Here is a 22,387-nt window from a genome sequence, read left to right on the forward strand (position 1 = left end):
CGGCACTGCCATGAACCGGCGCACCAACCGCACCTGGTGGCAGACGGCCATCGGCGTCCTGTTCACCGCGGTGATGCTCTTCCCGGTCTACTGGATGCTCAACGTGTCCTTCACCCGCGACCAGGACATGCGCAAGAGCCCGCCGGACCTGATCCCCCTGCACGGCACGCTGGCGGGCTACCGGGCCGTCCTGGACCAGCAGTTGCCCTACCTCGGCACCAGCCTCGTCATCGGCCTCGGCACGGTCGTCGTCACCGTGGCACTGGCGGCGCCCGCGGGCTACGCGCTCGCCAAGCTCCGCCCCCGCGGCGGCGGCGTGCTCAGCTTCCTCTTCCTGGTCGCCCAGATGATCCCCGGCATCATCATGGCGATGGGCTTCTACGCCATCTACCTCAGCCTCGGCCTGCTCCAGTCGGTGCCGGGACTGATCGTCGCGGACTCCACGCTGGCCGTGCCGTTCGCCGTGCTGATCTTCACCGCGTTCATGTCCGGCATCCCCGGCGAACTGCTCCAGGCCGCGAAGACGGACGGCGCCGGGCCCGTGCGCACCTTCTGGTCGATCGTCCTGCCCATGAGCCGCAACGCCGTCGTCACGGTGTCGCTGTTCGCGTTCCTGTGGTCCTGGTCGGACTTCGTCTTCGCCAGCACCCTCGCCAACGGCGGGGCGCACGAGCCGATCACCCTCGGCATCTACCACTACATCGGCAACAACAACCAGGAGTGGAACGCCATCATGGCGACCGCCGTCGTGGCCTCGCTGCCCGCCGCGGTGATCCTCGTCCTCGCCCAGCGCTACGTCGCCGCGGGCGTGACGGCCGGCGCCGTCAAGGACTGACGATCCGTCATTTTTCCGCCGTAGAACCCCTGTTGAGAAACGAGTTACGCCTCCATGACCGTCGCCTGCTCCGGCCCGGCCTTCTCCGTCCACGACATCCCGTTCAGCACGTACGGATCCTGGTTCGGTATCTCTCCCGTGCTCGCGGAGAAGACCCGTGCCGAGGACCTTCATCTCGTCTCGCACCAGAACGGCATGCACGCCGTCCTGAACCTCGTCCCCCTCGACCCGGTGACAGGGGAGAGGGCCAGGGTTCGCGTGCAGGCGACACCGGCCCTGCTCAGCTGGACCGGTGACGGCGGGCGCGTCGACCTCGCCTACGAGTCGCCGGACACCGTGCGGCTGCGCGGTACCGGTCTCGGGCTGCAAGTCGGCGCGGCGGCACGGGAGTTGACTCCGTTCAGCGGCACGTACTTCTTCCACGACCCCGTGGCCGACGCGCACGTCTTCACCTCCTACGAGACCGGACGCCGCTACCGGATCACCGTCCTGTCCGGCGGCGTGACCGACATCGCCGGTGCTCAGACGCTGGGCCGTGCCGGTCGTGGTGTCACGATCGGCGCGGGTGCCGACGGTGTCTGGGAGGCCGCCGTGGAGGAACTCGACACGGCGCGACCCCCGTACGCCTCCCCGACGACGTTCGACGAGGTGGTCACCGCCGTCCGGCGTTCCTTCGAGGCCTTCGCCGACACGGTGGCGCCCTGGCGCTCGTCGGACACCCCGGCCGCCGAACTCGCCGCGTACGTGGTGTGGTCCGCGACCGTGCGCCCGGCCGGACTTGTCACCCGGCCCGCCGTGCTGATGTCGAAGCACTGGATGGACAAGGTGTGGAGCTGGGACCACTGCTTCAACGCCCTTGCCCTGGCGCCCGGTTCGCCCAGGCTCGCCCTGGACCAGTTCTCCCTGCCCTTCGACCACCAGGACGAGACCGGCGCGCTGCCCGACTCGGTGACCCACTCGGAGATCCTCTACAACTTCGTCAAGCCCCCCATCCACGGCTGGGCTCTCCGACACCTGCGCCGACGGCTGCAAGAACCGCTGGACGAGGCCGAGTTGACCGAGGTCTACAACCGGCTGGCCCGCTGGACCGAGTTCTGGCTCACCATGCGGCGCGCACCCGGGGCCGCCCTTCCGCACTACCAGCACGGCAACGACAGCGGCTGGGACAACGCCACCACCTTCGACCCCGAGCGCGTGATCGTCAGCGCCGACCTGGCCGCCTTCCTCATCCTCCAGCTGCGTGAACTCGCCGTATTGGCGGACAAGTTGGGGCTGCCCGACGACACGCGCAAGTGGACCCGGACGGCCGACGCGACGCAGGCGGCACTGCTCGACGAACTCTGGACCGGAGATCGGTTCGTCGCCCGTTCGGCACACGGCGGGTCTACCTGGTCCAGCTCCAGCCTGCTCGACCTGATGCCCGTCGTGCTCGGCGAGCACCTGCCCGCGCCCATCGCCGACGCGCTGGCCGAACGCGTAGAGGCCCACCTCACCGCGCACGGCCTCGCCACCGAACTGCCCACCTCACCGCACTACTTGGACGACGGCTACTGGCGCGGCCCGATCTGGGCCCCGTCCACCGTCCTGATCGAGGACGGCCTGCGCCGCGCGGGACACGGCCGTCTCGCCGACGAGATCAGCGACCGTTTCCGGGCGCTGTGCGAGACCTCGGGGTTCGCGGAGAACTTCGACGCCCTCACCGGCGCGGGACTGCGCGACCGCGCCTACACCTGGACCGCCAGCAGCTATCTGCTCCTCGCCGAGGCCTACGAGCTGAGGCGCGCCGAGGCCACGGAGGCCGTCGGCTGACAGACCCCTGGGCGAGCCGCGCCCAGGAAGTTCCCCCTTCGGGAGACCCGCACATGCGCATACCCCGCTTCCTTTCCCCGGCCGGACGCACCGGCAGACCACCCGTCCCGAGAGGCCGCAGGACCGCCGTGGTCGCGGCGATCCTCGCCTCGTTCGCCGCCCTCACGCTCCCCGCGACCACGGCCCACGCCGCGGACACCTCCGTCACCGTCGACTTCTCCACCGCCGGCGGCGCCCCCACGTACCACGCCTCCGGGATGATCTACGGGATGACCCCGGACGGCTCGCTGCCCCAGGACCACTTCTTCAAGGACATCAAGTGGCACTTCATGCGGGCCGGGGGAGCCCAGCTCAACAACGGCGGCTACGCCACGAGCCTCGCCGACTACCAGACCCGCTGGGCCTCGACCCTCGCCCAGTACAAGCGGACCGCCGCCCTCGGCGGCACCTTCATCCTGCTCCCGCACGACCTGTGGGGAGCCGACGGCACCACCAGCCAGGGCTGGCCCGGCGACAACGGCGACTGGACGCAGTTCGACGCCTTCGTCACCCAGCTCATCGGCGACGTCAAGGCCAACAACATGACGGTCCAGTGGGACCTGTGGAACGAGCCCGACGGCAGCGGCTTCTGGGGCGCCTCGCAGACGCAGTACCTGGCGATGTGGTCGCGTTTCTACGCCAAGGTGCGCGCCGCCTTCCCCGCCCAGCTCATCGTCGGCCCCAGCATCGCGGGCCAGCCCAACTCCTCCAACAGCTGGTGGACGACGTATCTGACGTACGTCAAGGCGAACAACGTCGCCCCCGACATCTACAGCTGGCACGACGAACCCGGTGACCCCGCCACCGACGTCGGCCGCGCCAACTCCACCCTCGCGGCGGCCGGGTTGACCAACACCCGCGCCTACCAGATCAACGAGTACGCCACCCTGTCCATGCAGTCCCCGGGCGGCGGCGCCTGGTTCATCGGCCGCCTGGAACGCGCCGGCGCCGACGGCCTGCGCGGCAACTGGGCCTCCGGCACCGCCCTGCACGACAACGAGGCCAACCTGCTCACCAAGAACAGCGCGGGCCAGTACCTGCCGCTGGGCGAGTGGTTCATGTACCGCTACTACGGCTCGCAGACCGGCAACATCGTCAAGCTCACCGCCGGCACAGGTACGGACGGCCTGGCGACCAAGGACAACTCGGCAGGCAACGCAAAGGTGTTGCTCGGCAGCAGCGGCAACACCGGGACCGTCACTGTCAACCTGACCGGGCTCAACACCACGTCCGTCGTGGCGAACAGCCAGGTCCGCGCCGTCGTCCAGCGCATCCCGTACAACAGCGGGGCCGCCGTCACCGGCCCGGAGACCATCGCCGACACCACCCTCACCGTCAGCGGCAACTCCGCCTCGGTGAGCCTCCCTTGGAGCAACGCCAAGGACGGCTACACCGTCACCCTGCTGCCCCCGTCCAACACCACCGTCTCCACGGTCGCCGTCAGCCAGAACAGCGGCCAGTGCCTGGACGACACGGGTGTCAGCACCGCCAACGGCACGCAGTACCAGCAGTACTACTGCGAGGGCGGCTACCAGCAGATGCTCGACCTCAAGCCGGTCAGCGGCACGACCAACACCTACACGGTCGTCAACGAGCTGAGCGGCAAGTGCCTGGACGTCTCAGGAGCGTCGACCACCGACGGCGCCGCCGTCATCCAGTACACCTGCAACGGCGCCACCAACCAGCAGTTCACCCTCAACCCCGTCACCGCGCTCGGCAACAGCCACGACTACCAGCTGGTCGCCGTCCACAGCGGCAAGTGCGTCGACGTCACCGGCGTCTCGACCACCGCCGGCGCGCTGATCCACCAGTGGACCTGCGACGCGGCGAGCGTACTGAGCACCAAGAAGAACCAGATCTGGCGGCTCCTCGGCAAGAGCTGACCGCTGTCACGCATGACGATGGGGAGGGGCGGTTCACGTGTCCCTCCCCATCGTCCGACCGGAACGGATCTTGAAGACTCGCCTCCACCACAACCGCCTCCCGACGCGACGCCCCCGCCACAGTCCTCGCCGCGACCGTGGCCGGTGCGTTGATCCGCGCCCGGCAACTCGCCGTCTGGGGCGGCGCGTTGATGACGCTCGGGGTGGTGGTTCTGGGGGAGGCGCTCCATTACCACCTCGCCGAGGAGGGCATCCTCAACGGCCTGCTCGGCTCGGTGTGAATCCGGCGGACGGCCACGGCCCGACCGGGATCGGCAGGTCGGCGCTGCTCGAGGAGGTGTCCCGACTGACCGATCTCGTCGCCGCGAAGAAGGCGTGGCAATTCGGCTGACCGCCGTGAACTCAGCTCGGCAGGTGCTGGGAGCCGGCGTGCAGTTCCTGCCCCCAGGGGGCGATGAGGGTGTGGGGCGCGGCCTGGGTGAGTACTCCGCGGAGCCAGTCGCCGCAGTCGGAGGCGAGCGCGGTGTGGCCGTTGCGGAGGGCGTCCTTGCCCAGGGCGAGGAGGAGGCCGCCCCAGTATTCGGCGTGGTCCTTGAGCGCGAAGCGCAGTTCGCCGCGGCCGGAGGCCACCGAGTAGCACATGTGGATCTCGCGGCCGGTCAGACGCCAGCCGTCCGCGGCCGTGCCCGTCGTATCGGCGAGGGCTCGGGTCACGGCCCGGGCGGCGGCGGGCAGGAGGCCGAGGTGGCTGCCGCGCAGGGTGGGCGACCAACAGTCCGTCTTGCGGCCCCCGTCGACGGTCAGCGCTTCCGCGAGATTCGTGGCCCAGAGCTGCTGTTCGGCGCCGGTGGCGTGCAGAGCCTCGGCCAGGGTGTGCGGGCCCGGGGCGTCCAGGTACTCCGTCACGGCCCAGGTGGCTTCGCGCAGGGTGTCCTGTGGGTCCAGCTGGGAGAGGATTCCGGGGTCGAGCAGGCCGCTGCGGGGCTGCCCGGTGCGCTGGACGACTGCGGCGCGGCGGCCGAGGAGCTGGGAGGCGGGGTCGGTCACGCCGTTGCCGGCGAGGAACTCGGCGAAGAGGCGTCCCACGTCGAAGGCGGAGTCCGCCAGCCTGCGGCGGGCCTGCCGGTGGTGGAGGAGCATGGCCCGGCCCGCGCAGTCCACGAGGGTGGCGAGGCCGGTGATGGCATCCTCGCCGCGGCCCATGGCGCGGGAGTTGTCGTTGTAGAGACGGACCGCCTGGTCGTAGGCGGCGACGGCGAGTTCGGCGTCGCCGCTGCCGTACTGTGTCCGGCCGAGGACGGCGGCGCTCCTGGCGAGGGCGTACCAGTCGCCGTGCGCGGCGTCCACCGCGTCGTTGGCCTGGTCGACGGCGCTGAGCAGGGCGCCCTTCCGCAGCGTGGCCAGCGGTTCGGTGCCGGGCCGGCCGTCGAGCGGGTCGTAGGTGAAGACGGCGGACCGCGCGGAAGAGGACTCGGGCGACGGCGTCCCCGGCAAGCGTGGCGGTTCCGTGCCGTCTCTTCGGTCGTGCCGGTCTCCCCGCCGCCAGAACGCCATGCCCTGTGCCCCCTTCGTGATCCCTCACGATGCAACAAGCGCGCGCTGAACGCATGTTCGCAGGGCGGCACCACCTCGACAAGGTCGCTCGGCGCGCGTCGGACTCGCCGCGCAGGAGGGCGGACTCGGCTCCGCGGAGGAAGATCTCGATGCTCAAGTCCGCCCCACGGTGGATGGCTTGTACTCGATCTTCATCTCGAGAGCCGCGCGGGGTTCAGTACGGGCCGTTGGTAGCGTCGGCGGAGTGTGCCTGCCGACGGGCACATGACGCTCGACCGGAGAGAGACGTGATGTCCCCGACGATTCGCAGGGCCGTGATTCCCGCCGCCGGGCTCGGTTCCCGGCTGTTGCCGCTGACGAAGGCGACACCGAAGGAGATGCTGCCGGTCGGCGACAAGCCGGTCATCGAGCACACCGTCCGCGAGCTGGTGGACTCCGGCATCACCGACATCACCATCGTCGTCTCGGGCGGCAAGTCCCTGATCCAGGAGCACTTCCGCCCCAACCCCGCCCTCGTCGACCAACTCCGCCAGGACGGCAAGACGGCCTACGCGGACGCCGTGGAGGAGGTCGCGGAGCTGGCCCGGCGGGGCCACATCACCTACCTCGACCAGTACGGCCCCTACGGCAACGGCACCCCCGTGCTGAACGCGGCCCGCGCCTTCGGCGACGAACCGGTGCTCGTGCTGTGGCCCGACGACGTCTTCGTGGCCGACGTCCCCCGTGCCCAGCAGCTGGTCCGCGCCTACGAGCAGACCGGCTGCCCGGTGCTGGCCCTCATGCCGATGGACCCCGTCGACTCCCAGCGCTACGGGGTGCCCATCGTCAAGGAGGACCTCGGGGACGGACAACTGCGCATCACCGGCCTGGTCGAGAAGCCCGAGCCCGCCGCCGCGCCGTCGTCGTACGCGGCCATCGGCGGCTATGTCGTCACCCCCGGAATCATCGACGAACTGCGTGAGCAGACCCGCCGCTGGTACGAGACGAGGACCGGCGAGGTCTACCTGACCGACGCAATCAACGCCTACGCCGCCACCCGCGCGGTGTACGGACAGGTCATCCAGGGCCGCTGGTACGACACCGGAAATCCGGCCGACTACATGGTCGCCCAGATGGCGTTCGCGCTCGCCCACCCCGAGTACGGCCCCGTCCTGCGCGGCCTGGTCGCCGAACTCGACGTCGACCGCGCCGCCGCCGACCGGGCGAAGACGGGCACCTGACCTGCGTGCCGGTCGCGCCGTCGCGGAACCCGCCGAGCGCGATCGGCGGGAGAAGGCCGCCGTAGCATGAGCAGGCGCTTGCGCGAACCAGGTCGGAACTGAAGGCGGCACGCATGGGTATCGGGGACGGCACGGATTCCCTCGACGAGGCGGCGGACGTGTTCATGGCGGCGCGCCCCCAGCTCTTCGGGATCGCCTACCGCGTGCTCGGCAGCGCCACGGAGGCCGAGGACGTCCTCCAGGAGGCGTGGCTGCGGTGGCAGCACACCGACCGTGCCGTCGTCCGCGAGCCGAAGGCGTTCCTCGCCACCGTCACCGCGCGGCTGGCGCTCAACGTCGCCCAGTCCGCGCGGGTGCGCCGCGAGTCGTACGTCGGCCCCTGGCTGCCGGAGCCGGTCGACACGCGCGCGGACCCGCAACTGGGCGCCGAGCGGGCCGAGGCGCTCGACACGGCGGTGCTCTTCCTGCTGGAGCGGCTCAACCCCGTGGAACGGGCCGCCTATGTGCTGCGCGAAGCCTTCGACTACCCCTACCGGCAGATCGCGGACATGCTCGAGACCAGCGAGACCAACACCCGTCAGCTGGTGAGCCGCGCGCGCAGACACCTCGCGTCGGAACGCCGCAAGCCCGTCGACGCGACCGAGCACCGGCGGCTGATGGAGGTCTTCCTCGCCGCCGCGCAGACCGGCGATCTGGCCGTGCTGGAGAACATCCTCGCCGAGGACGTGGTCAGCTACACCGACGGAAACGGACTGCGCGGGGCGTCCAAGTTCCCGGTCGTCGGCCTGGCACACGTCTCCAGGTACCTCGCCGCCTTCGCGCCGCGCTTCTGGCCGGAGAAGGAGATCCACTGGGTCGAGGCCAACGGCGGTCCTGCCGTCCTCGTCACGGCTGGGGATACGCCGGTGGTGCTGCTGACCCTCGACATCTCGGAACGCGGCGTCGAGCGGGCCATGTGGGTCATGAACCCGGAGAAGCTGGCACCCTACGTCGCCTCGCTGGGCGGCGGCACCACGTCCTGAGCTGTCACAGATCGCGGGGCTGTCCGGTCGTACCGGATGAAGACCCCAGTGATCGGAGTGGACCGTGGCTGTCACCGAACAACGTCTCGCCACCATGGTGCTGGTGATCGGCACCGGAGGAGCCGGTCTGCGGGCGGCGATCGAACTGGCCGAGGCCGGCGTCGACGTCCTCGCCGTCGGCAAGCGCCCCAAGGACGACGCCCATACGGCACTGGCGGCCGGCGGCATCAACGCGGCGCTGGCCACCATGGACCCCGAGGACAGCTGGCAGCAGCACGCCGCCGACACCCTCAAGGAGAGCTACCTCCTCGCCGATCCCCGCACCGTGGAGATCGTCACCCAGGGGGCCGCCCGGGGCATCGAGGACCTCGAGCGCTACGGCATGGACTTCGCGAGGGAGGAGGACGGCCGGATCTCGCAGCGCTTCTTCGGCGCGCACAAGTTCCGCAGAACCGCCTTCGCCGGCGACTACACCGGCCTGGAGATCCAGCGCACCCTCATCCGGCGCGCGGAGCAACTGGACATCCCCGTGCTGGAAGGGGTGTACATCACCCGGCTGCTGGCCCACGAGGGCGCCGTGTTCGGCGCGTACGGCTTCGACCTCACGAGCGGACGGCGCTACGTCATCCACGCCGACGCGGTGATCCTGGCCGCGGGCGGCCACACCCGCATCTGGCGGCGCACCTCCTCGCGGCGCGACGAGAACACCGGGGACTCCTTCCGCCTGGCCGTGGAGGCCGGGGCCAGACTGCGCGACGCCGAACTGGTGCAGTTCCACCCCTCCGGCATCATCGAACCGGAGAACGCCGCCGGCACCCTGGTCAGCGAGGCCGCCCGCGGCGAGGGAGGCATCCTGCGCAACGCGCTCGGGGAACGCTTCATGGCCCGCTACGACCCCGGGCGCATGGAACTCTCCACCCGCGACCGCGTGGCCCTGGCCGCGTACACGGAGATCAAGGAAGGGCGCGGCACGCCCAACGGCGGAGTCTGGCTCGACGTCTCGCACCTGCCCCGGCAGACGATCATGACGCGGCTGCCCCGCGTCTACCAGACCCTGCTGGACCTCCAGATGCTGGACATCACCCGCGACCCGATCGAGATCGCGCCCACCGCGCACTACTCGATGGGCGGGGTGTGGGTACGCCCCGAGGACCACAGCACCGACGTACGCGGCCTGTACGCCATCGGTGAGGCGTCGAGCGGGCTCCACGGCGCCAACCGGCTCGGCGGCAACAGCCTCATCGAACTGCTCGTGTTCGGCCGCCTCACCGGCCGGGCCGCCGCGGCGTACTCGCAGTCCCTGACCGCCCAGCCGCGGTCGGCGTCGGCCGTCGCGGAGGCCCGCGCCGAGATCGACGGGCTCCTCGCCGCCGACGGGCCCGAGAACGTGCGGGCCCTGCAACGCGCCATCCGCGACACCATGACCGAGCACGCCGGTGTCGTACGCGACGAGGACGGCCTGCGTGCCGGGCTGGCGGAACTCGCGGTGATCGAGAAGCGCATCGAGGCCGTGGGCATCCACCCGGACATCGCGGGCCATCAGGATCTGGCACACGCCTTCGATCTCAAGTCGGCCGCGCTCGCGGCCCGGGCCACCCTCGAATCGGCGCTGGAGCGCCGTGAGACGCGTGGCTGCCACAACCGCAGCGATTATCCCGAACAGGATTCCGCGCTGCGGGTGAATCTCGTGTGGTCCCCGACGACGGGCGTCACGCGCGAAGCCATTCCAGCCGTCCCGGACGAGATTTCCGCCCTGATGGAGGAAGTCTCGACCACGGGAAAACTCGTCGAATAGGTCGTGTCACAAACAGATCCCGTGCCTGGTCTCTACTGATGCAGGCATCAGACAAACCCGAAAGGAATTCCGTCATGAAGGTCGTAGTGATCGGTGGCACCGGACTCATCGGCTCGAAGGTGGTCGCCGGGCTCGGTGAGCACGGGCACGAGGTGATCGCGGCGGCGCCCAGCACCGGCGTCAACACCCTGACGGGCGAGGGACTGGCCGAGGTACTGAAGGGCGCGTCGGTGGTGGTCGACGTGTCGAACTCGTCGTCGTTCGAGGACCAGGCGGTCATGGACTTCTTCCGCACCTCGACGACGAATCTGCTGAAGGCGGAGACCGAGGCGGGCGTCGCGCATCACGTGGCACTGTCCGTCGTCGGCACCGAACGCCTCCAGGGGAGCGGGTACTTCCGCGCCAAGCAGGTCCAGGAAGACCTCATCAAGGCGTCCGGCAATCCCTACTCCATCGTCCACGCCACCCAGTTCTTCGAGTTCGCGAAGGGACTCGCCGACGGGGTCACCGAGGGCGACACCGTGCACCTGCCCGACGCGAAGATCCAGCCCATCGTCTCCGACGACGTCGCCGAGGCCGTCGTCCGCACGGCGGTCGGAGACCCGGTGGGCGGCGTGGTGGAGGTCGCCGGCCCCGAGGCGTTCCAACTCGAGGAGTTCATCCGCATGGGGCTCACCGCCCAGGACGACCCCCGCAAGATCGTCACGGACCCGCAGGCGACGTACTGGGGCGCCGAGTTGGAGGAGAACACGCTCCTGCCGGGACCTGACGCACACATCGCCGGTACGCGGTTCGCCGACTGGCTGACGCGACAGAAGTAGAGTCCGTTCGTTCCGGGTGGCCCTTTCCTCCGAAAGGGCCACCCGAGCTGTTTCAACCCTCGACGAACGTGACCGTCTCCCCGATCGGCGCTCTGCCCGTACGGGCGTCGTCGACCGTGACGTCCTCGTATCCGATCGACATGCCGCAGAAGAGCATGAGCTCGGCCGGGGGTGACAGGACCTCCGCGACGCTCCGGTAGAACTTCGCCCATGCCATCTGCGGACAGCTGTGCAGCCCTTCGGCCCGCAGCAACAGCATGACGGTCTGCAGAAACATGCCGCAGTCGGACCACTGGGCCGGGCCCAGATCACGGTCGATGTAGCAGAACAGGGCAGCGGGCGCGCCGAAGCAGTCCCAGTTCGCGGAAGCGGCCCGCTGCCGCGCCTCTACGTCCTCGCGCGGGATGCCGAGGGCGCCGTAGCGCTGCTCGCCGAAGGCGGACCGACGCTCTCGGTACGGGGATTTCAGCACGGGCGGGTATTGCTCGTACTCCGGCTTGTCCCAGGCGTCGCCCGCGGCCAAGCGCTCGCCGGCGCGCTTCTTTATCTCGGCCAGTGGCCCGCCGGTCACCACGTAGGGGTGCCACGGCTGGAGGTTCGATCCGGACGGCGCCCAGGCCGCGGCGGACAGTACGCGCTCCAGCACTTCCCTCGGGACGGGCCGGTCGGTGAATCCGCGCACCGCCCGCCGGCTCGTGACCGCCTCGTACACGTCCAAGTTCGTCCCACTCCTCATCTGTTCAACTGCGTGTCCGCTCAACGGGTTTGGTCACCCCTGAACTTCTTTGGCCGGTATTTCCCTGTCGTCGTATTCCTGTGCCGTCGGTTTGGTGATCTGTGTGCCCTCGCCGTAAAGGCTCTCGCTGAGCCGGGAGCGCAGATTCCGGGTTCCGGTGTCGATCGGAAGGTACTGGTCGTGCTGGGTGAGAAGGTGGAGTTGATCCTGGGTGAGTGGCTCGTGCAGCTCGACGAATTCGCCGTCGGGCAGGCGTTTGACGATGCCGGTCTCGCGGCCGTGGAGTACCTTTTCGCGGTCGCCGCGCTGAAGTCCGAGCGCCCATCGCTTCGTCAGTGAGTAGGCCGCGACAGGCACGACGAAGAGACCGATGCGGACAGCCCAAGTCACCGACTCGACCGCGAGATGCAGACGGACGGCGATGATGTCGTTCCCCGCGCCGATCAGCGCCACCGCGTAGAAACTCAGCCAGGCAACGCCAAGTGCCGTTCGTGCAGGACGGTTACGCGGTCGGTCCAGCAGGTTCTGGTCGCGCCTGTCACGGGTCACCCAGTACTCGATGAACGGATATACGCCCAGGGCCAGGAAGAAACCGACACCCGCGGTCAACGGGATCAGGTTGTCGAGCGCGAGGGTGTGGCCCCAGAAATTGATCTCCCAGCCCGGCATCACCCGCAGCAGTCCGTCCGCCACGCCCATGTACCAGTCGGGCTGCGACCCGGCCGAAACCTGGTCGGCGCGGTAAGGGCCGTACTGCCAGACGGGGTTGATCTGCGCGACCGCGGCGATGACGAAGATTGCGCCGGTCACCAGCAGGAAATACCCGGCCGACTTGACGGCATGGACCTTGGCCGGCACGCCCACGACATTGCTGTTGGTGCGTCCACGGCCCGGGTACTGGGTGTGCCCGTGGTGGAGCACCAGGGCCAGATGGGCGGTCAGGAGGCCCACCATGAGGGCGGGGATGATCAGTACGTGAATGGTGTTGAAGCGGGCCACGAGTTCGTGGCCCGGGAACTCGCCCCCGAAGAGGAACACCGACAGATACGTTCCCACGATCGGAATCGAAAGGATCGTGCCGTTCACGACGGCGAGGCCGGTCCCCGACAGCAGGTCGTCCGGGAGGTCGTATCCCGTCAGTCCCGCGAACATGGCGAGGACCAACAGCAGGAATCCGAACACCCAGTTGACTTCGCGCGGCTTGCGGAAGGCGCCCGTGAAGAACACCCGCATCATGTGGGCGAGCAGGGAGGCGACGAAGACCAGCGCCGCCCAGTGGTGGGCCTGCCGGATCAGCAGACCGCCGCGGACGTCGAAGGAGATGTGCAGGGTCGAGGCGAACGCCTCCGACATCATCCGGCCGCGCAGCGGTGCGTAACTGCCGTTGTACTGCACCTCCTTCATCGACGGATGGAAGTAGAAGGTCAGATACACGCCCGTGACGACGAGAATGACGAAGCTGTAGAGACAGATCTCTCCCAGTAGGAAAGACCAGTGGTCCGGAAAGGCACGTCGCGCCTTCTCTCTGACGATGCGGCGGAGGCCAAGACGTCCGTCGGCCCAGTCGGCGAGCCTTTCACCATTGCCCATACCGCTGCCGCCTCTCATAGATCGCTCGGCCAGCGTTGTGCGCGCGAGATGTCGAGTCCGCGCATCGCACGGCGTTCCCTTTCCGTTGTTCCGCCCCAGATGCCGTCCGCCTGCCCCACCCGCATCGCCCATTCGAGACACTGCTCCGCGACCGGACAGCGGCCGCACACGGCCTTCGCTTCGTCGATCTGCCGAAGCGGGAGACCACTGCTGGATATGGGGAAGAAGAGCTCGGGATCTACGTGCAGACAAGCTGCCCGTTCACGCCAGTGCATGGCATGGTCACCTCGTTCGGCAGTGAAGGAAAAAAATGCGGTGCTGCCCTGTAAGACCGCGCAGCCGCCGAATGTGTGACATGCGAGCACGGCGGGCCGTGTCACAAGATCCGGGAGTTCCCGGTCTCAAGGGGTGAGCCCATGCCCCTGCCGTGTGAGGGGCCGTGCGAGCGAGAGGGCGGGTGCGACGTGGACCAGGGTGATGCGGTGCCGATCGCCGAACTGTGGGAGGAGCGCCGGTACCTGCTCGACGTCGCCCACTGGATGCTGGGCGACCCGGGTGCTGCGGAAGCCGTCGTCGACGAGGCCTATCGGCGGTGGTACGGGCTGTCCGGCGCGGCACGCCGACAGGTCGCCGTTCCCCGGTCCTGGCTGGCGAGGACCGTCGGCGGGATCTGCCTGGGCCGGCGCGCACTGCCCGGCCGGGATACGGCCGGCCACGAGGCGGGGCACGGACGGCCCTCGGAGGCGGAGGCGGAGGCCGGCCGGGTCGTCCTGACCGCGCTGGAGTCGCTGACGACGGCCGAGCGTGCCGCGTTCGTGTTCCGCGCCTTCGGGATGGCCCCCGGCACGGTCGCCGACATCGTGGGCCGCCCGGAGCCGGAACTCACCGAACTCGCCGCACGGGCCCGGCAGTTGGTCCAGTCGCAGCGCACCCGCTCCACCGCGCCGCACCAGCACGACACCGTCGTCCGCGCCGTACACCGGGCATGCCTCACGGAAGACGGTGCCCTGCTCACATCGCTGCTGTGCCCGGACGTCACGGCGTTCTTCGACGGCGGCGGCAAGATACGCGCGCTGACCGGACCGCTCCACGGCAGCCGGCCGGTCGCCGACAGCCTGCTGGCCCTCCTGGCCCGCCGCCCGCACACCACCCTGAGCACCCACTCCGTCAACGGCCGGACCGGCCTCGTCGCCCGCTACGGCCACCAGGTCACCGCCGTCATCAGCCTCGACGTCGCGCACGACCGGGTCGCCCTGTTCTGGGTCATGCTCAACCCCGACAAACTGCGGCCCTGGAACCGGCCGCCCACCGACGGCGCTACCCGCCCGGACGCGAGCCCGTGACAGCGGCGAGCTTGCCCGGCGCGAACACCCACAGCAACTGGTGGATGCCGTCCTTCGAGGCGGCCGCGGTCATGAATGCGAGAGGCCGGCCGTCCCGGCGGACCACCACCCCCGTGGAACCGTTGGCCTCGACGAACTCGGGCTCCGCCTCCCGCCAGAACCGCCGATGGACCGAGAGCCTGGCCACCCGGGCCCGGCCCAGCACAGGCACCCGGGCACAGCCCCGTACGCCGTTGCCGTCGGAGAGGCTGACGGCATCGGGTGTGAGCAGGGCCTCCAGTGACGCCACGTCTCCCGTCCGGGCCGCCGCGACGAAGGCGCCCAACAGGCGCCGGTGCTCGGCCGCGTCCACGCTCTCCCGCCGCTCGTCCAGCAGATGACGGCGGGCACGGCTGACGATCTTCCGCACATTGACGACGCTCAGTTCGAGCATCTGGGCGATCTCGGCGTAGCCGTAGGCGAACGCCTCGCGCAGCACATAGGCGGCGCGCTCGACGGGAGTCAGCCTCTCCAGTACCAGCAGCAACGCCAGCTCCACCGCTTCCGCGCGCTCGGCGCCGAGCGCGGGGTCCGCGCTCGTGTCGACGGGTTCCGGCAGCCACGGTCCGATGTACGTCTCCCGGCGCACGCGTGCCGACTGCGCGACGTTGATGGCCAGCCGGGTCGTGGCGGTCGAGAGGAAGGCCACGGGACTGACCACCGCCGCGCGGTCGGCCTTCTGCCAGCGCAGCCACACCTCCTGGACCACGTCCTCGGCCTCGACCGCGCTGCCGAGTATCCGGTAGGCGATCCCGAAGAGCCGTCTGCGGTGGCGCACGAAGAGGGCGACTGCCTCGTCGAGATCGTCGGTCCGGGTGGGGGACGGTTCGACATGCATGATCCGGTGACCTCCGTTGCTCCGCTCCATTCGCTGTATGGACCGGGGCCGACGGACGCCTGTGACAGAACCGGACAGTGTCTCTTCGCGGACGTCAGCGCGACGAGCCGAGGACCACCACGACGCAGGCGCTCATCGCCAGGGTGACCAGGACCATGGCGACGAGCGTGCCCCGCAGCCACTGCCGGACCCGGACCCGGTGCCGCGCTTCCATCGCGGCGACCTGTTCGGCGATGTGGTCGGTCACCATGCGGGCGACGTGTCGCTGCTCGTCGACGTACCACTTCCCGATGTCCCGCTGCTGCTCGGGAGTGAGCCCCTCCACACGCGCGGTGAGGTCCGCCACGCGGCGGTACGCCGCTCCCATATGGGCCTCCCGGTACAGGAAGCCCTCGATGTCGGTCAGGCCGCGAGCGGCCTCGTCATGTGCGGTCATGGCGTACCCCCGGTGGAAACGAGAACCCCGCGCGGTCATGCCGTGCTCCCCTCCTTCGTGCGGTCGACACCGTCTCCCTGTGTATGCCCACTCGTGACGAAGGCGTCCCGCGGATGCTGCACGGAGGCGAGGGACACGAGGTCCCGGCCCGTCAGCGCCGCGGTGAGCCAGACCGCCAGCACGCGGATCTTCCGCTCCCAGCTGGGCACCGCCAGCACGTGATAGCCCCGGTGCATCAACCATGCGGGGAATCCCTTGATGACGATGCCCTTGTACTGGAAGATTCCCCGCCCCAGCCCCAGCGTCGCCACCACGCCGAGGCTGCTGTGGCGGTAGTTGCGGACGTGCTTGCCGCGCAGGTCGGCCACGAGGTTCCGGGCGAGGAGCCTGCCCTGCCGTACGGCGTGCTGGGCGTTCGGCACCGTGCGGGCCCCCGGCACCGGCGAGGCCAGGTCGGGAACGGCCGCGTCGTCGCCGGCCGCCCACACGTCGGGCACCGGTGCGGCGTCCGTGCCCACGCGCAGATCGGCGCGGACCAGCAGCAGGCCCCGCTCGTCGACCGGCAGGTCCGTGTGGTTGTGCACGACCGGGTTCGAGGCGTTGCCCGCGGTCCAGACGATCAGCGTGGAGTCGTACGACTGCCCGTCGGAGAGGACGACATGGCCGCCCTCGGCGGACAGCAGCTGGGTGTTCAGGTGGACATGCGCGCCCCGGCGTTCCAGATCGCGCACCACCCAGGCACCGGGTTTGTCGCTCACCTCGGGCAGGACGCGGTCCCGGGCCTCGACCAGGTGGAAGGACAGGTTGTCGGCGGTCAGCTCCGGATAGGACCCGAGCATCGAGGTCGCCAGCGAGAGCAGTTCTCCGAAGCCCTCGACGCCGGAGAACCCGCCGCCCACGAACGTGACGGTGAGCAGCTTCCGCCGCTCGGGGCCGGGCGGCAGCGACGCGGCCTGGTCGAACGCGGTCATCAGCCGGTCACGGACCGCCACGGCCTCCTCGACGTGCTTGAGGCCGATGGCCTGCTGCGCGAGACCGGGGACGGGGAAGGTACGCGTCACGGCACCGGCGGTGACCACGAGGAGGTCGTAGCGCAGCTCGTAGGCGGCTCCGCGCACCGGGCGGACGGTCACCGTGCGGTCCGCCGCGCTGATCCCGGTCACGGTCCCCGCGATCAGCCGCGTGCCGCGCAGATGACGCCGCAGTGAGACGACGGCGTGCCGAGCCTCCACCGAACCGGCGGCCACCTCCGGCAGGAAGGGCTGATAGGTCATGTACGGGCGCGGATCGACGACCGTGACCCGCGCCTCGCCCGGACGCAGCCTCTTCTGCAGGCCCCATGCGGTGTAGAAGCCCGCGTAGCCGCCGCCGACGATCAGAATCTCTCGCATGATTCCCTCTGCTTCGTTGTCCGTCACCACATAGACCGTGCGGGCGGCCCGGATGTGACATGCGAGGCGGTCAAGGACACCGCATGGGGAATCCGTGGGCGTGAACGAGGAATGGACGGGCACACGGAGGATCGGAGGTTGAAAACTATGATTCCCCTGCTTCTTGTTCTTCTGCTGGCCCTGATTCTCTTCGGTGCGGGTTTCGCACTGAAGATTCTCTGGTGGGTCGCGATCATTGTCCTGGTGCTGTGGCTCGTCGGCTTTGTGGCCCGTCCGAAGGGTGGGAGCGGCCGGTGGTATCGCTGGTAGCACTGTTTTTCGGCACGTGGAATTAGTTCCCGTGCCACCGACGTGGAAAAGGGGACCGGCGGCATTGTCCGCGGGTCCCCTTCCCCGCGTCAGCGCCTGTCGGGTCCGGCGTACCCTACGGTGCGGATGTCGACAGGGTGGGGGGAACATGGGCGACATGGTCGTGGTCGAGGACCTGCGTCGGACGTACGGCATCGGCGACACCGCCGTGCACGCCCTGCGCGGTGTCTCCTTCGGCGTGCCGCGCGGTGAGCTCGTCGCCCTGAGAGGCCGATCCGGCTCCGGCAAGACCACCGTGCTCAACCTGGTCGGCGGGCTCGACACTCCTGACGGCGGCCGGATCACCCTGGACGGCACCGACCTGGCCGGCCTCGGCGAGGACGACCTGCTGGCGCTGCGCCGGGACCGTATCGGCTTCGTCTTCCAGTCCTTCGGGCTCATCCCGATTCTCACCGCTGCCGAGAACGTCGGGGTCCCGTTGCGGCTGCGGAAGGTCCCGGCCCGCGAGCGCGAGGCCCGCGTCGGCCTCCTGCTCTCCCTCGTCGGGCTCGCCGAGCATGCCGGCCAGCGTCCCGGCGAACTCTCCGGCGGCCAGCAGCAGCGCGTCGCCATCGCCCGCGCGCTGGCCAACAACCCGGCCCTGATCATCGCCGACGAACCCACCGGCCAACTCGACGCGGACACCGGTCTCACCGTGATGGACCTGCTGCGTGCCGTCGTCCGCAGCGAGTCCGTCACCGCGCTCGTCGCCACCCACGACACCCAACTCCTGGCGCTGGCCGATCGCGTACTCGAACTCCGCGACGGCCGCATCGTCGAGGACGCCTGACCGCACCCGCCGCCGCGTACTCCACGCGCCGTTCCGCACTAGCCTGGCCGCTGTCCCACCGCTTCGGTGCCAGACCTCAACTCCCGGGAGTCCGCGTGGCAGTTCCTCAACAGCCCACCGGGGCACCGGACTTGGACGAGCTGCGGCGGCGGGCCACCGCGGCTGCCGCCCCGCGACGCGAGGAGGGGCTGGTCGTCTGCGAGAACCTGGTGCGGATCTACCAGACCGAGGGAGTCGAGGTGCAGGCCCTCCAAGGGCTCGACCTGGCCGTCGCCGAGGGCGAGATGATCGCGGTCATCGGCGCCTCCGGCTCCGGCAAGTCCACCCTGCTGGGCATCCTCTCCGGCCAGGACGTGCCGACGGCGGGTGCCGCCGAGGTCGCCGGACACGACCTGCTCGCCATGAAGCGCCGCGACCGCCTCAACTACCGCCGTACGACGGTGGGTTTCGTCTGGCAGCAGACCTCCCGCAATCTGCTGCCCTACCTCTCGGCGGCCGAGAACGTGATGCTCCCGATGTCGTACACCGCGGTCAAGCGGTCCCAACGGCGGGCCCGCGCCGAGGAGTTGCTCGACCTGCTGTCCGTCGGCCACTGCCGGGACCGCACCCCCGACACCCTCTCCGGCGGTGAACAGCAGCGGGTCGCGGTCGCGGTCGCCAACGCCAACGAGCCCCGGGTGCTGTTCGCCGACGAACCCACCGGTGAGCTCGACACCGCCACCAGCGACGAGGTCTTCGCCGCACTGCGCCGGGCCAACGAGGACCTGGGCGTCACCGTGATCGTGGTCACCCACGACGCGCTGGTGTCCGAACAGGTCCAGCGCACCGTACTGATCCGCAACGGCCGCACCTCGACCGAGGTACTGCGCCGGGTCGCCACCGGCGAGGACGGCGTCGACGTGCTCACCGCCGAGGAGTACGCGGTCCTGGACGCCAGCGGCCGACTGCAGTTGCCCAGCGAGTTCACCGAGCGCCTGCACATGCGCAAGCGGGTGCGGCTCGCGTTGGAGAGCGACCACATCGGCGTCTGGCCGGACGAGGCCGCACGGCGCGCGAAGTCCGAGGCCGAGGACGCGAGTTAGCAGGCGTTCATGTGAGGCGCAGTACCGCCCCCAAGCGGCGTCGGCGGGCGAGGACCGTCTCGGTGGCCGCCGCCGTCAGGATCAGCGCGGTCACTCCGGCGACTAGGGCCAGGGTCAGTGAGTAGTCCGTCCGCAGCGCCGGCTGGGCGGGGCCGCCGGTGAACTGCCGCAGGTCCAACGTCCCTGCCATCAGCCGTGGTTCGAGCAGCCCGAGCAGGGTGCCGCCCACTGCCGAGGCCACCGCCAGCGGCAGCAGTTGCAGGAAGTGCAGTGCCCCGGCCTCTCTGCCGCCGAGTCCCAGTGTGCGCAGGAACGAAGTGGTGCGGCTGCGCTCGTCGGAGGTGAGCGTGAGTTCCAGGGCGAGTGCGAGCAGGCCCGTCAGCGCGGCGAGGATCGAGGTGACGGTGTAGATCGTGCCGAGCCCTCGCGTCAGACCGTCCGCGCGCAGGGTGTCCAGCGTCTCGGAGCGGACCCGGATCCGGGCCAGCGGCCCGAGCGTCCTGGCGGCCGCCGACCGCAGTGCGGCGGGTGGTGTGGTGGTGGGAGTGCCGCCCTTGAGGAGCAACACCGTGCTTCCCGAGGGTTGTTGGGGCAGCAGACGGTCGGCGTCGGCGGTGGTGATCAGCAGCGGGGTTCCGGCGGGGATCAGTGCCGTGACCGGTCCGAGGAGGGGGTCGTCGAGTTGCGCGGCGGTGAGGGTGCCGACCGGCTTGAGGGTCCGGTCCACCGGAGGCCGGCCCGGGGTCACGACGGTGGTGGTGAAGCCGCCGGTGCGCTCCCTCGCCCGGAGACCGGGGGAGAGGAAGGACGGCAGCGGGGTGCCCGAGTCGGCCGTGAGTCCGGACTGCAGGGCTTCGGCCAGCGGTGACTTCGGGGCGACGGCGGCCAGTTGGCGGGGATCCACGGTGACCACGGCGACCTGGGGGATCGCCGCACCGTCGGCCTGTCCCGCCAGGTCGAGCATGCGCAGCCGCTGGACGGCGGTCCGTACACCGGTCGTGACGGCCCCGGTGGAGGCCGCGGTCCCGGACACGGTCGCGCTCGCGTCGGCGCCGGTGGTCCAGGCCGCTCCCGTGGTCAGACCGTCGTCGATCGTACGGTGCACCAGGCCGCCGAACACGGCCGTCCCCAGGGTCAACACCAGGACGAACAGGGCCAGTCCGGTCGCCGGCGCGTCATGGGCGGCCCGGGCCGCTCCGACGAAGCCCACTGTTCCCCGGCCGCGCCGGGCCCGCCGTAGCACCAGGCGCAGGACGAGCGGATAGATCCGCAGCAGGAGCAGTACGACGGCCAGCGCCACCAGCACCGGAACCGCGCCCAGGATCCCGTCGGGGCCCTGCGAGCGCAGCGCGACCACCCCGGCCGCCGTCGTGAGCAGCACCGTCAGCTCCAGGACCAGGCGGCGGCCGACGACCGTCCTCCGGCGCGGGCGCCGCAGTCGGCCGGGTCTGCGCGGTTCGCGGACCGCGAGCCAGGTCATCAGCGGCACCGTCAGCGCCACCACGGCGGTGGCACAGGCGGCGGGCACCGGTTGCGGCGATCCGGAGGTGCCGGTGGGCGCGAGGGCCCGTCCCGCCGCCCAGCCGAGCAGCGCGGCGGTCAGGACCACCGGCCAGGCCACGGCACAGCGCAGCAGCACCAGCCGCGCGGTGGACGCGCCCCGCGCCCGCTGCAACCGCAGATGCGCCCGCCTTCGGCGCAGCAGCAGTCGTACCGCTACCGCCGCAGTGGCCAGCGTGACCGCGGCCAGCGCGTCGACGGCGAACGTCGCGAGGGACCTGGCCTGTTGGTCCTGTGCGGTGAACGCGGCGAGCATCGGTGTCAGGAAGTCGGTCAGCAGCAGGGGGCCGGTGGTCTGGCCGTCGACCTGGCAGGCGATGTCGTTGGTGATCGGGTCGACTCCCTGGCACAGGGCGGCGCTCAGGTCCGCGCTGTAGTGGGACAGCGGTCCGGTCAGGGCGCGGGCCCGGTCGAGGGCAGCCCCGGACAGGTCCGCGCGCAGCTGCCAGGTCACGCGCGGGCCGCCCACTCCGGCGCCGGCCAGCAGGTCGGCGGCGTCGAGGCCGACGAGACCGCGGACGGCGAGCACGGTGCCCGCGGAACGCTCCTGAGGGTGGCGCGACGGCTGGTCCAGGGTCTCCCGGCCGGTCCAGAATCCGTCGGTCGCGGCCGTGGTGCGATAGACCCCGCTCACCACCAACTGCGCCTGGGGCGGGGCGTTCTGCGCCCCGGGCGTCTTGGCGAACCCGAGCGTCAGCCGGCTGCCGACCCGGACACCCAGCGCCCGCGCGATGGTCTGCGACAGCGCGATCTGGGGCGTGGTGGCAAGCGGTGTGCGGTCGGCCGGCGCGTGGCCGCTGACGTAGCGCAGATGGGCCCGCGCGGACGGCAGATAACTGACCGTCAGCTGGGTGCTGGTGGTCGCCGGTCCTGGTGGTCGCGGTGAGAGCAGGGACGCCTGGTCGTAGTCGTAGCTGCCGCCGCCGGTGAAGGACACGTGCCGGGCGGCTCCGCCGCCGAGCTGCTTGGTGAGGGTGCGGCCGGCGCCGAGCAGGGTGGCCATGTCCACGGCGGGCGGCTGGGTGTTGAAGACCTCCGGAGTGGTGCTCAGGCTGATCAGCGGCGCCTGGGACTGCGCCGCGTCGACCCGCTGCCGTAGCGCCCGGTCCTCCTGGCCGCCCGCGAAGGCGGGGGCCCAGGCGCACAGTGCCGTCAGGGCCAGGACCAGCGCGGCGAGGCAGGCCAGCAGGGGTAGGTCGCCCCGGGTCTCCCTGCGGATCAAACGGCGCGTCACTGAATCGATTCCGGCCGTACGG

Annotated in this window: 20 protein-coding genes; 12 read left to right on the top strand and 8 right to left on the bottom strand. The window is 70.3% G+C overall.

The annotated features are described in order from the left end of the window. Positions 1–10 precede the first annotated feature (10 nt). The 4 genes from SSP08S_RS18055 to SSP08S_RS61755 all read left to right on the top strand — a co-directional run bounded on the left by SSP08S_RS18055 (position 11) and on the right by SSP08S_RS61755 (position 4,847). Positions 11–835 (top strand): carbohydrate ABC transporter permease, encoded by an 825-nt coding sequence (locus tag SSP08S_RS18055; RefSeq protein WP_019069012.1) that lies wholly within the window; start codon positions 11–13, stop codon positions 833–835. 54 nt (positions 836–889) lie between these two features. Then, the gene (locus SSP08S_RS18060; protein ID WP_019069013.1) at positions 890–2,644 is read left to right on the top strand and encodes an amylo-alpha-1,6-glucosidase; all 1,755 of its coding nucleotides are present in this window, start codon (positions 890–892) and stop codon (positions 2,642–2,644) included. Positions 2,645–2,697: 53 nt separating this feature from the next. Next, positions 2,698–4,566 (top strand): RICIN domain-containing protein, encoded by a 1,869-nt coding sequence (locus tag SSP08S_RS18065; RefSeq protein ID WP_051105922.1) that lies wholly within the window; start codon positions 2,698–2,700, stop codon positions 4,564–4,566. Between the two features lie 137 nt (positions 4,567–4,703). Then, entirely contained in the window at positions 4,704–4,847 is a 144-nt protein-coding gene (locus SSP08S_RS61755) for a hypothetical protein (protein WP_019069015.1), read from the top strand. 121 nt (positions 4,848–4,968) lie between these two features. Here the strand turns inward: SSP08S_RS61755 and SSP08S_RS18080 are convergent, their stop codons facing one another. After that, positions 4,969–6,060, bottom strand: coding sequence for a hypothetical protein (locus SSP08S_RS18080; RefSeq protein WP_019069017.1), 1,092 nt, complete (start codon positions 6,058–6,060; stop codon positions 4,969–4,971). 350 nt (positions 6,061–6,410) lie between these two features. On the opposite strand from SSP08S_RS18080, the gene SSP08S_RS18085 reads away from it, so the two are divergent. From SSP08S_RS18085 to SSP08S_RS18100, 4 genes are all read left to right on the top strand, one after another. Next, entirely contained in the window at positions 6,411–7,340 is a 930-nt protein-coding gene (locus SSP08S_RS18085; protein ID WP_019069018.1) for a UTP--glucose-1-phosphate uridylyltransferase, read from the top strand. Positions 7,341–7,453: 113 nt separating this feature from the next. After that, positions 7,454–8,362, top strand: a complete 909-nt coding sequence (locus SSP08S_RS18090; RefSeq protein ID WP_019069019.1) for an RNA polymerase sigma-70 factor — start codon at positions 7,454–7,456, stop codon at positions 8,360–8,362. 94 nt (positions 8,363–8,456) lie between these two features. After that, the gene (locus tag SSP08S_RS18095; RefSeq protein ID WP_043259535.1) at positions 8,457–10,157 is read left to right on the top strand and encodes an L-aspartate oxidase; all 1,701 of its coding nucleotides are present in this window, start codon (positions 8,457–8,459) and stop codon (positions 10,155–10,157) included. Between the two features lie 74 nt (positions 10,158–10,231). Then, positions 10,232–10,978 carry an SDR family oxidoreductase gene (locus tag SSP08S_RS18100; RefSeq protein ID WP_019069021.1) on the top strand — a complete coding sequence of 249 codons (747 nt, stop codon included), beginning with the start codon at positions 10,232–10,234 and terminating at the stop codon, positions 10,976–10,978. A gap of 52 nt (positions 10,979–11,030) precedes the next feature. On the opposite strand, the gene SSP08S_RS18105 is transcribed toward SSP08S_RS18100, so the two are convergent. From SSP08S_RS18105 to SSP08S_RS59365, 3 genes are read right to left on the bottom strand one after another with little or no spacing between them, the layout of a single operon-like run. Further along, positions 11,031–11,696 (bottom strand): nitroreductase, encoded by a 666-nt coding sequence (locus SSP08S_RS18105; RefSeq protein ID WP_019069022.1) that lies wholly within the window; start codon positions 11,694–11,696, stop codon positions 11,031–11,033. 51 nt (positions 11,697–11,747) lie between these two features. Then, complete coding sequence (gene qcrB / locus SSP08S_RS18110) at positions 11,748–13,304, bottom strand: cytochrome bc1 complex cytochrome b subunit (RefSeq protein ID WP_019069023.1); 1,557 nt, start codon at positions 13,302–13,304, stop codon at positions 11,748–11,750. A gap of 14 nt (positions 13,305–13,318) precedes the next feature. Beyond that, the gene (locus SSP08S_RS59365; RefSeq protein WP_019069024.1) at positions 13,319–13,579 is read right to left on the bottom strand and encodes a WhiB family transcriptional regulator; all 261 of its coding nucleotides are present in this window, start codon (positions 13,577–13,579) and stop codon (positions 13,319–13,321) included. Between the two features lie 189 nt (positions 13,580–13,768). Between SSP08S_RS59365 and SSP08S_RS18120 the strand changes: the two genes are divergently transcribed. Continuing rightward, complete coding sequence (locus SSP08S_RS18120) at positions 13,769–14,647, top strand: sigma-70 family RNA polymerase sigma factor family protein (RefSeq protein WP_019069025.1); 879 nt, start codon at positions 13,769–13,771, stop codon at positions 14,645–14,647. Here the strand turns inward: SSP08S_RS18120 and SSP08S_RS18125 are convergent. From SSP08S_RS18125 to SSP08S_RS18135, 3 genes are all read right to left on the bottom strand, one after another. After that, a complete protein-coding gene (locus SSP08S_RS18125; protein ID WP_019069026.1) occupies positions 14,622–15,524 on the bottom strand; it encodes an RNA polymerase sigma-70 factor in 903 nt (300 codons plus the stop codon). The two genes, SSP08S_RS18120 and SSP08S_RS18125, sit on opposite strands and share 26 nt — an antisense overlap. A gap of 94 nt (positions 15,525–15,618) precedes the next feature. Next, positions 15,619–15,960 (bottom strand): hypothetical protein, encoded by a 342-nt coding sequence (locus SSP08S_RS18130; RefSeq protein ID WP_026178600.1) that lies wholly within the window; start codon positions 15,958–15,960, stop codon positions 15,619–15,621. Between the two features lie 35 nt (positions 15,961–15,995). Next, positions 15,996–17,351, bottom strand: coding sequence for an NAD(P)/FAD-dependent oxidoreductase (locus SSP08S_RS18135; protein WP_019069028.1), 1,356 nt, complete (start codon positions 17,349–17,351; stop codon positions 15,996–15,998). A 147-nt stretch (positions 17,352–17,498) separates the two neighbouring features. On the opposite strand from SSP08S_RS18135, the gene SSP08S_RS18140 reads away from it, so the two are divergent. The 3 genes from SSP08S_RS18140 (at position 17,499) to SSP08S_RS55490 (ending at position 19,571) form a co-directional block, all read left to right on the top strand. After that, entirely contained in the window at positions 17,499–17,660 is a 162-nt protein-coding gene (locus tag SSP08S_RS18140; protein WP_026178601.1) for a hypothetical protein, read from the top strand. A gap of 148 nt (positions 17,661–17,808) precedes the next feature. Further along, the gene (locus SSP08S_RS18145) at positions 17,809–18,489 is read left to right on the top strand and encodes an ABC transporter ATP-binding protein (protein WP_019069030.1); all 681 of its coding nucleotides are present in this window, start codon (positions 17,809–17,811) and stop codon (positions 18,487–18,489) included. A 131-nt stretch (positions 18,490–18,620) separates the two neighbouring features. Further along, positions 18,621–19,571, top strand: coding sequence for an ABC transporter ATP-binding protein (locus SSP08S_RS55490; RefSeq protein ID WP_019069031.1), 951 nt, complete (start codon positions 18,621–18,623; stop codon positions 19,569–19,571). Positions 19,572–19,578: 7 nt separating this feature from the next. Here the strand turns inward: SSP08S_RS55490 and SSP08S_RS18155 are convergent, their stop codons facing one another. After that, positions 19,579–22,365 (bottom strand): hypothetical protein, encoded by a 2,787-nt coding sequence (locus SSP08S_RS18155; RefSeq protein ID WP_019069032.1) that lies wholly within the window; start codon positions 22,363–22,365, stop codon positions 19,579–19,581. Between the last annotated feature and the right edge of the window lie 22 nt (positions 22,366–22,387).

The organism is Streptomyces hokutonensis (assembly GCF_000376565.1).
GTDB classification, from domain to species: Bacteria; Actinomycetota; Actinomycetes; order Streptomycetales; family Streptomycetaceae; genus Streptomyces; species Streptomyces hokutonensis.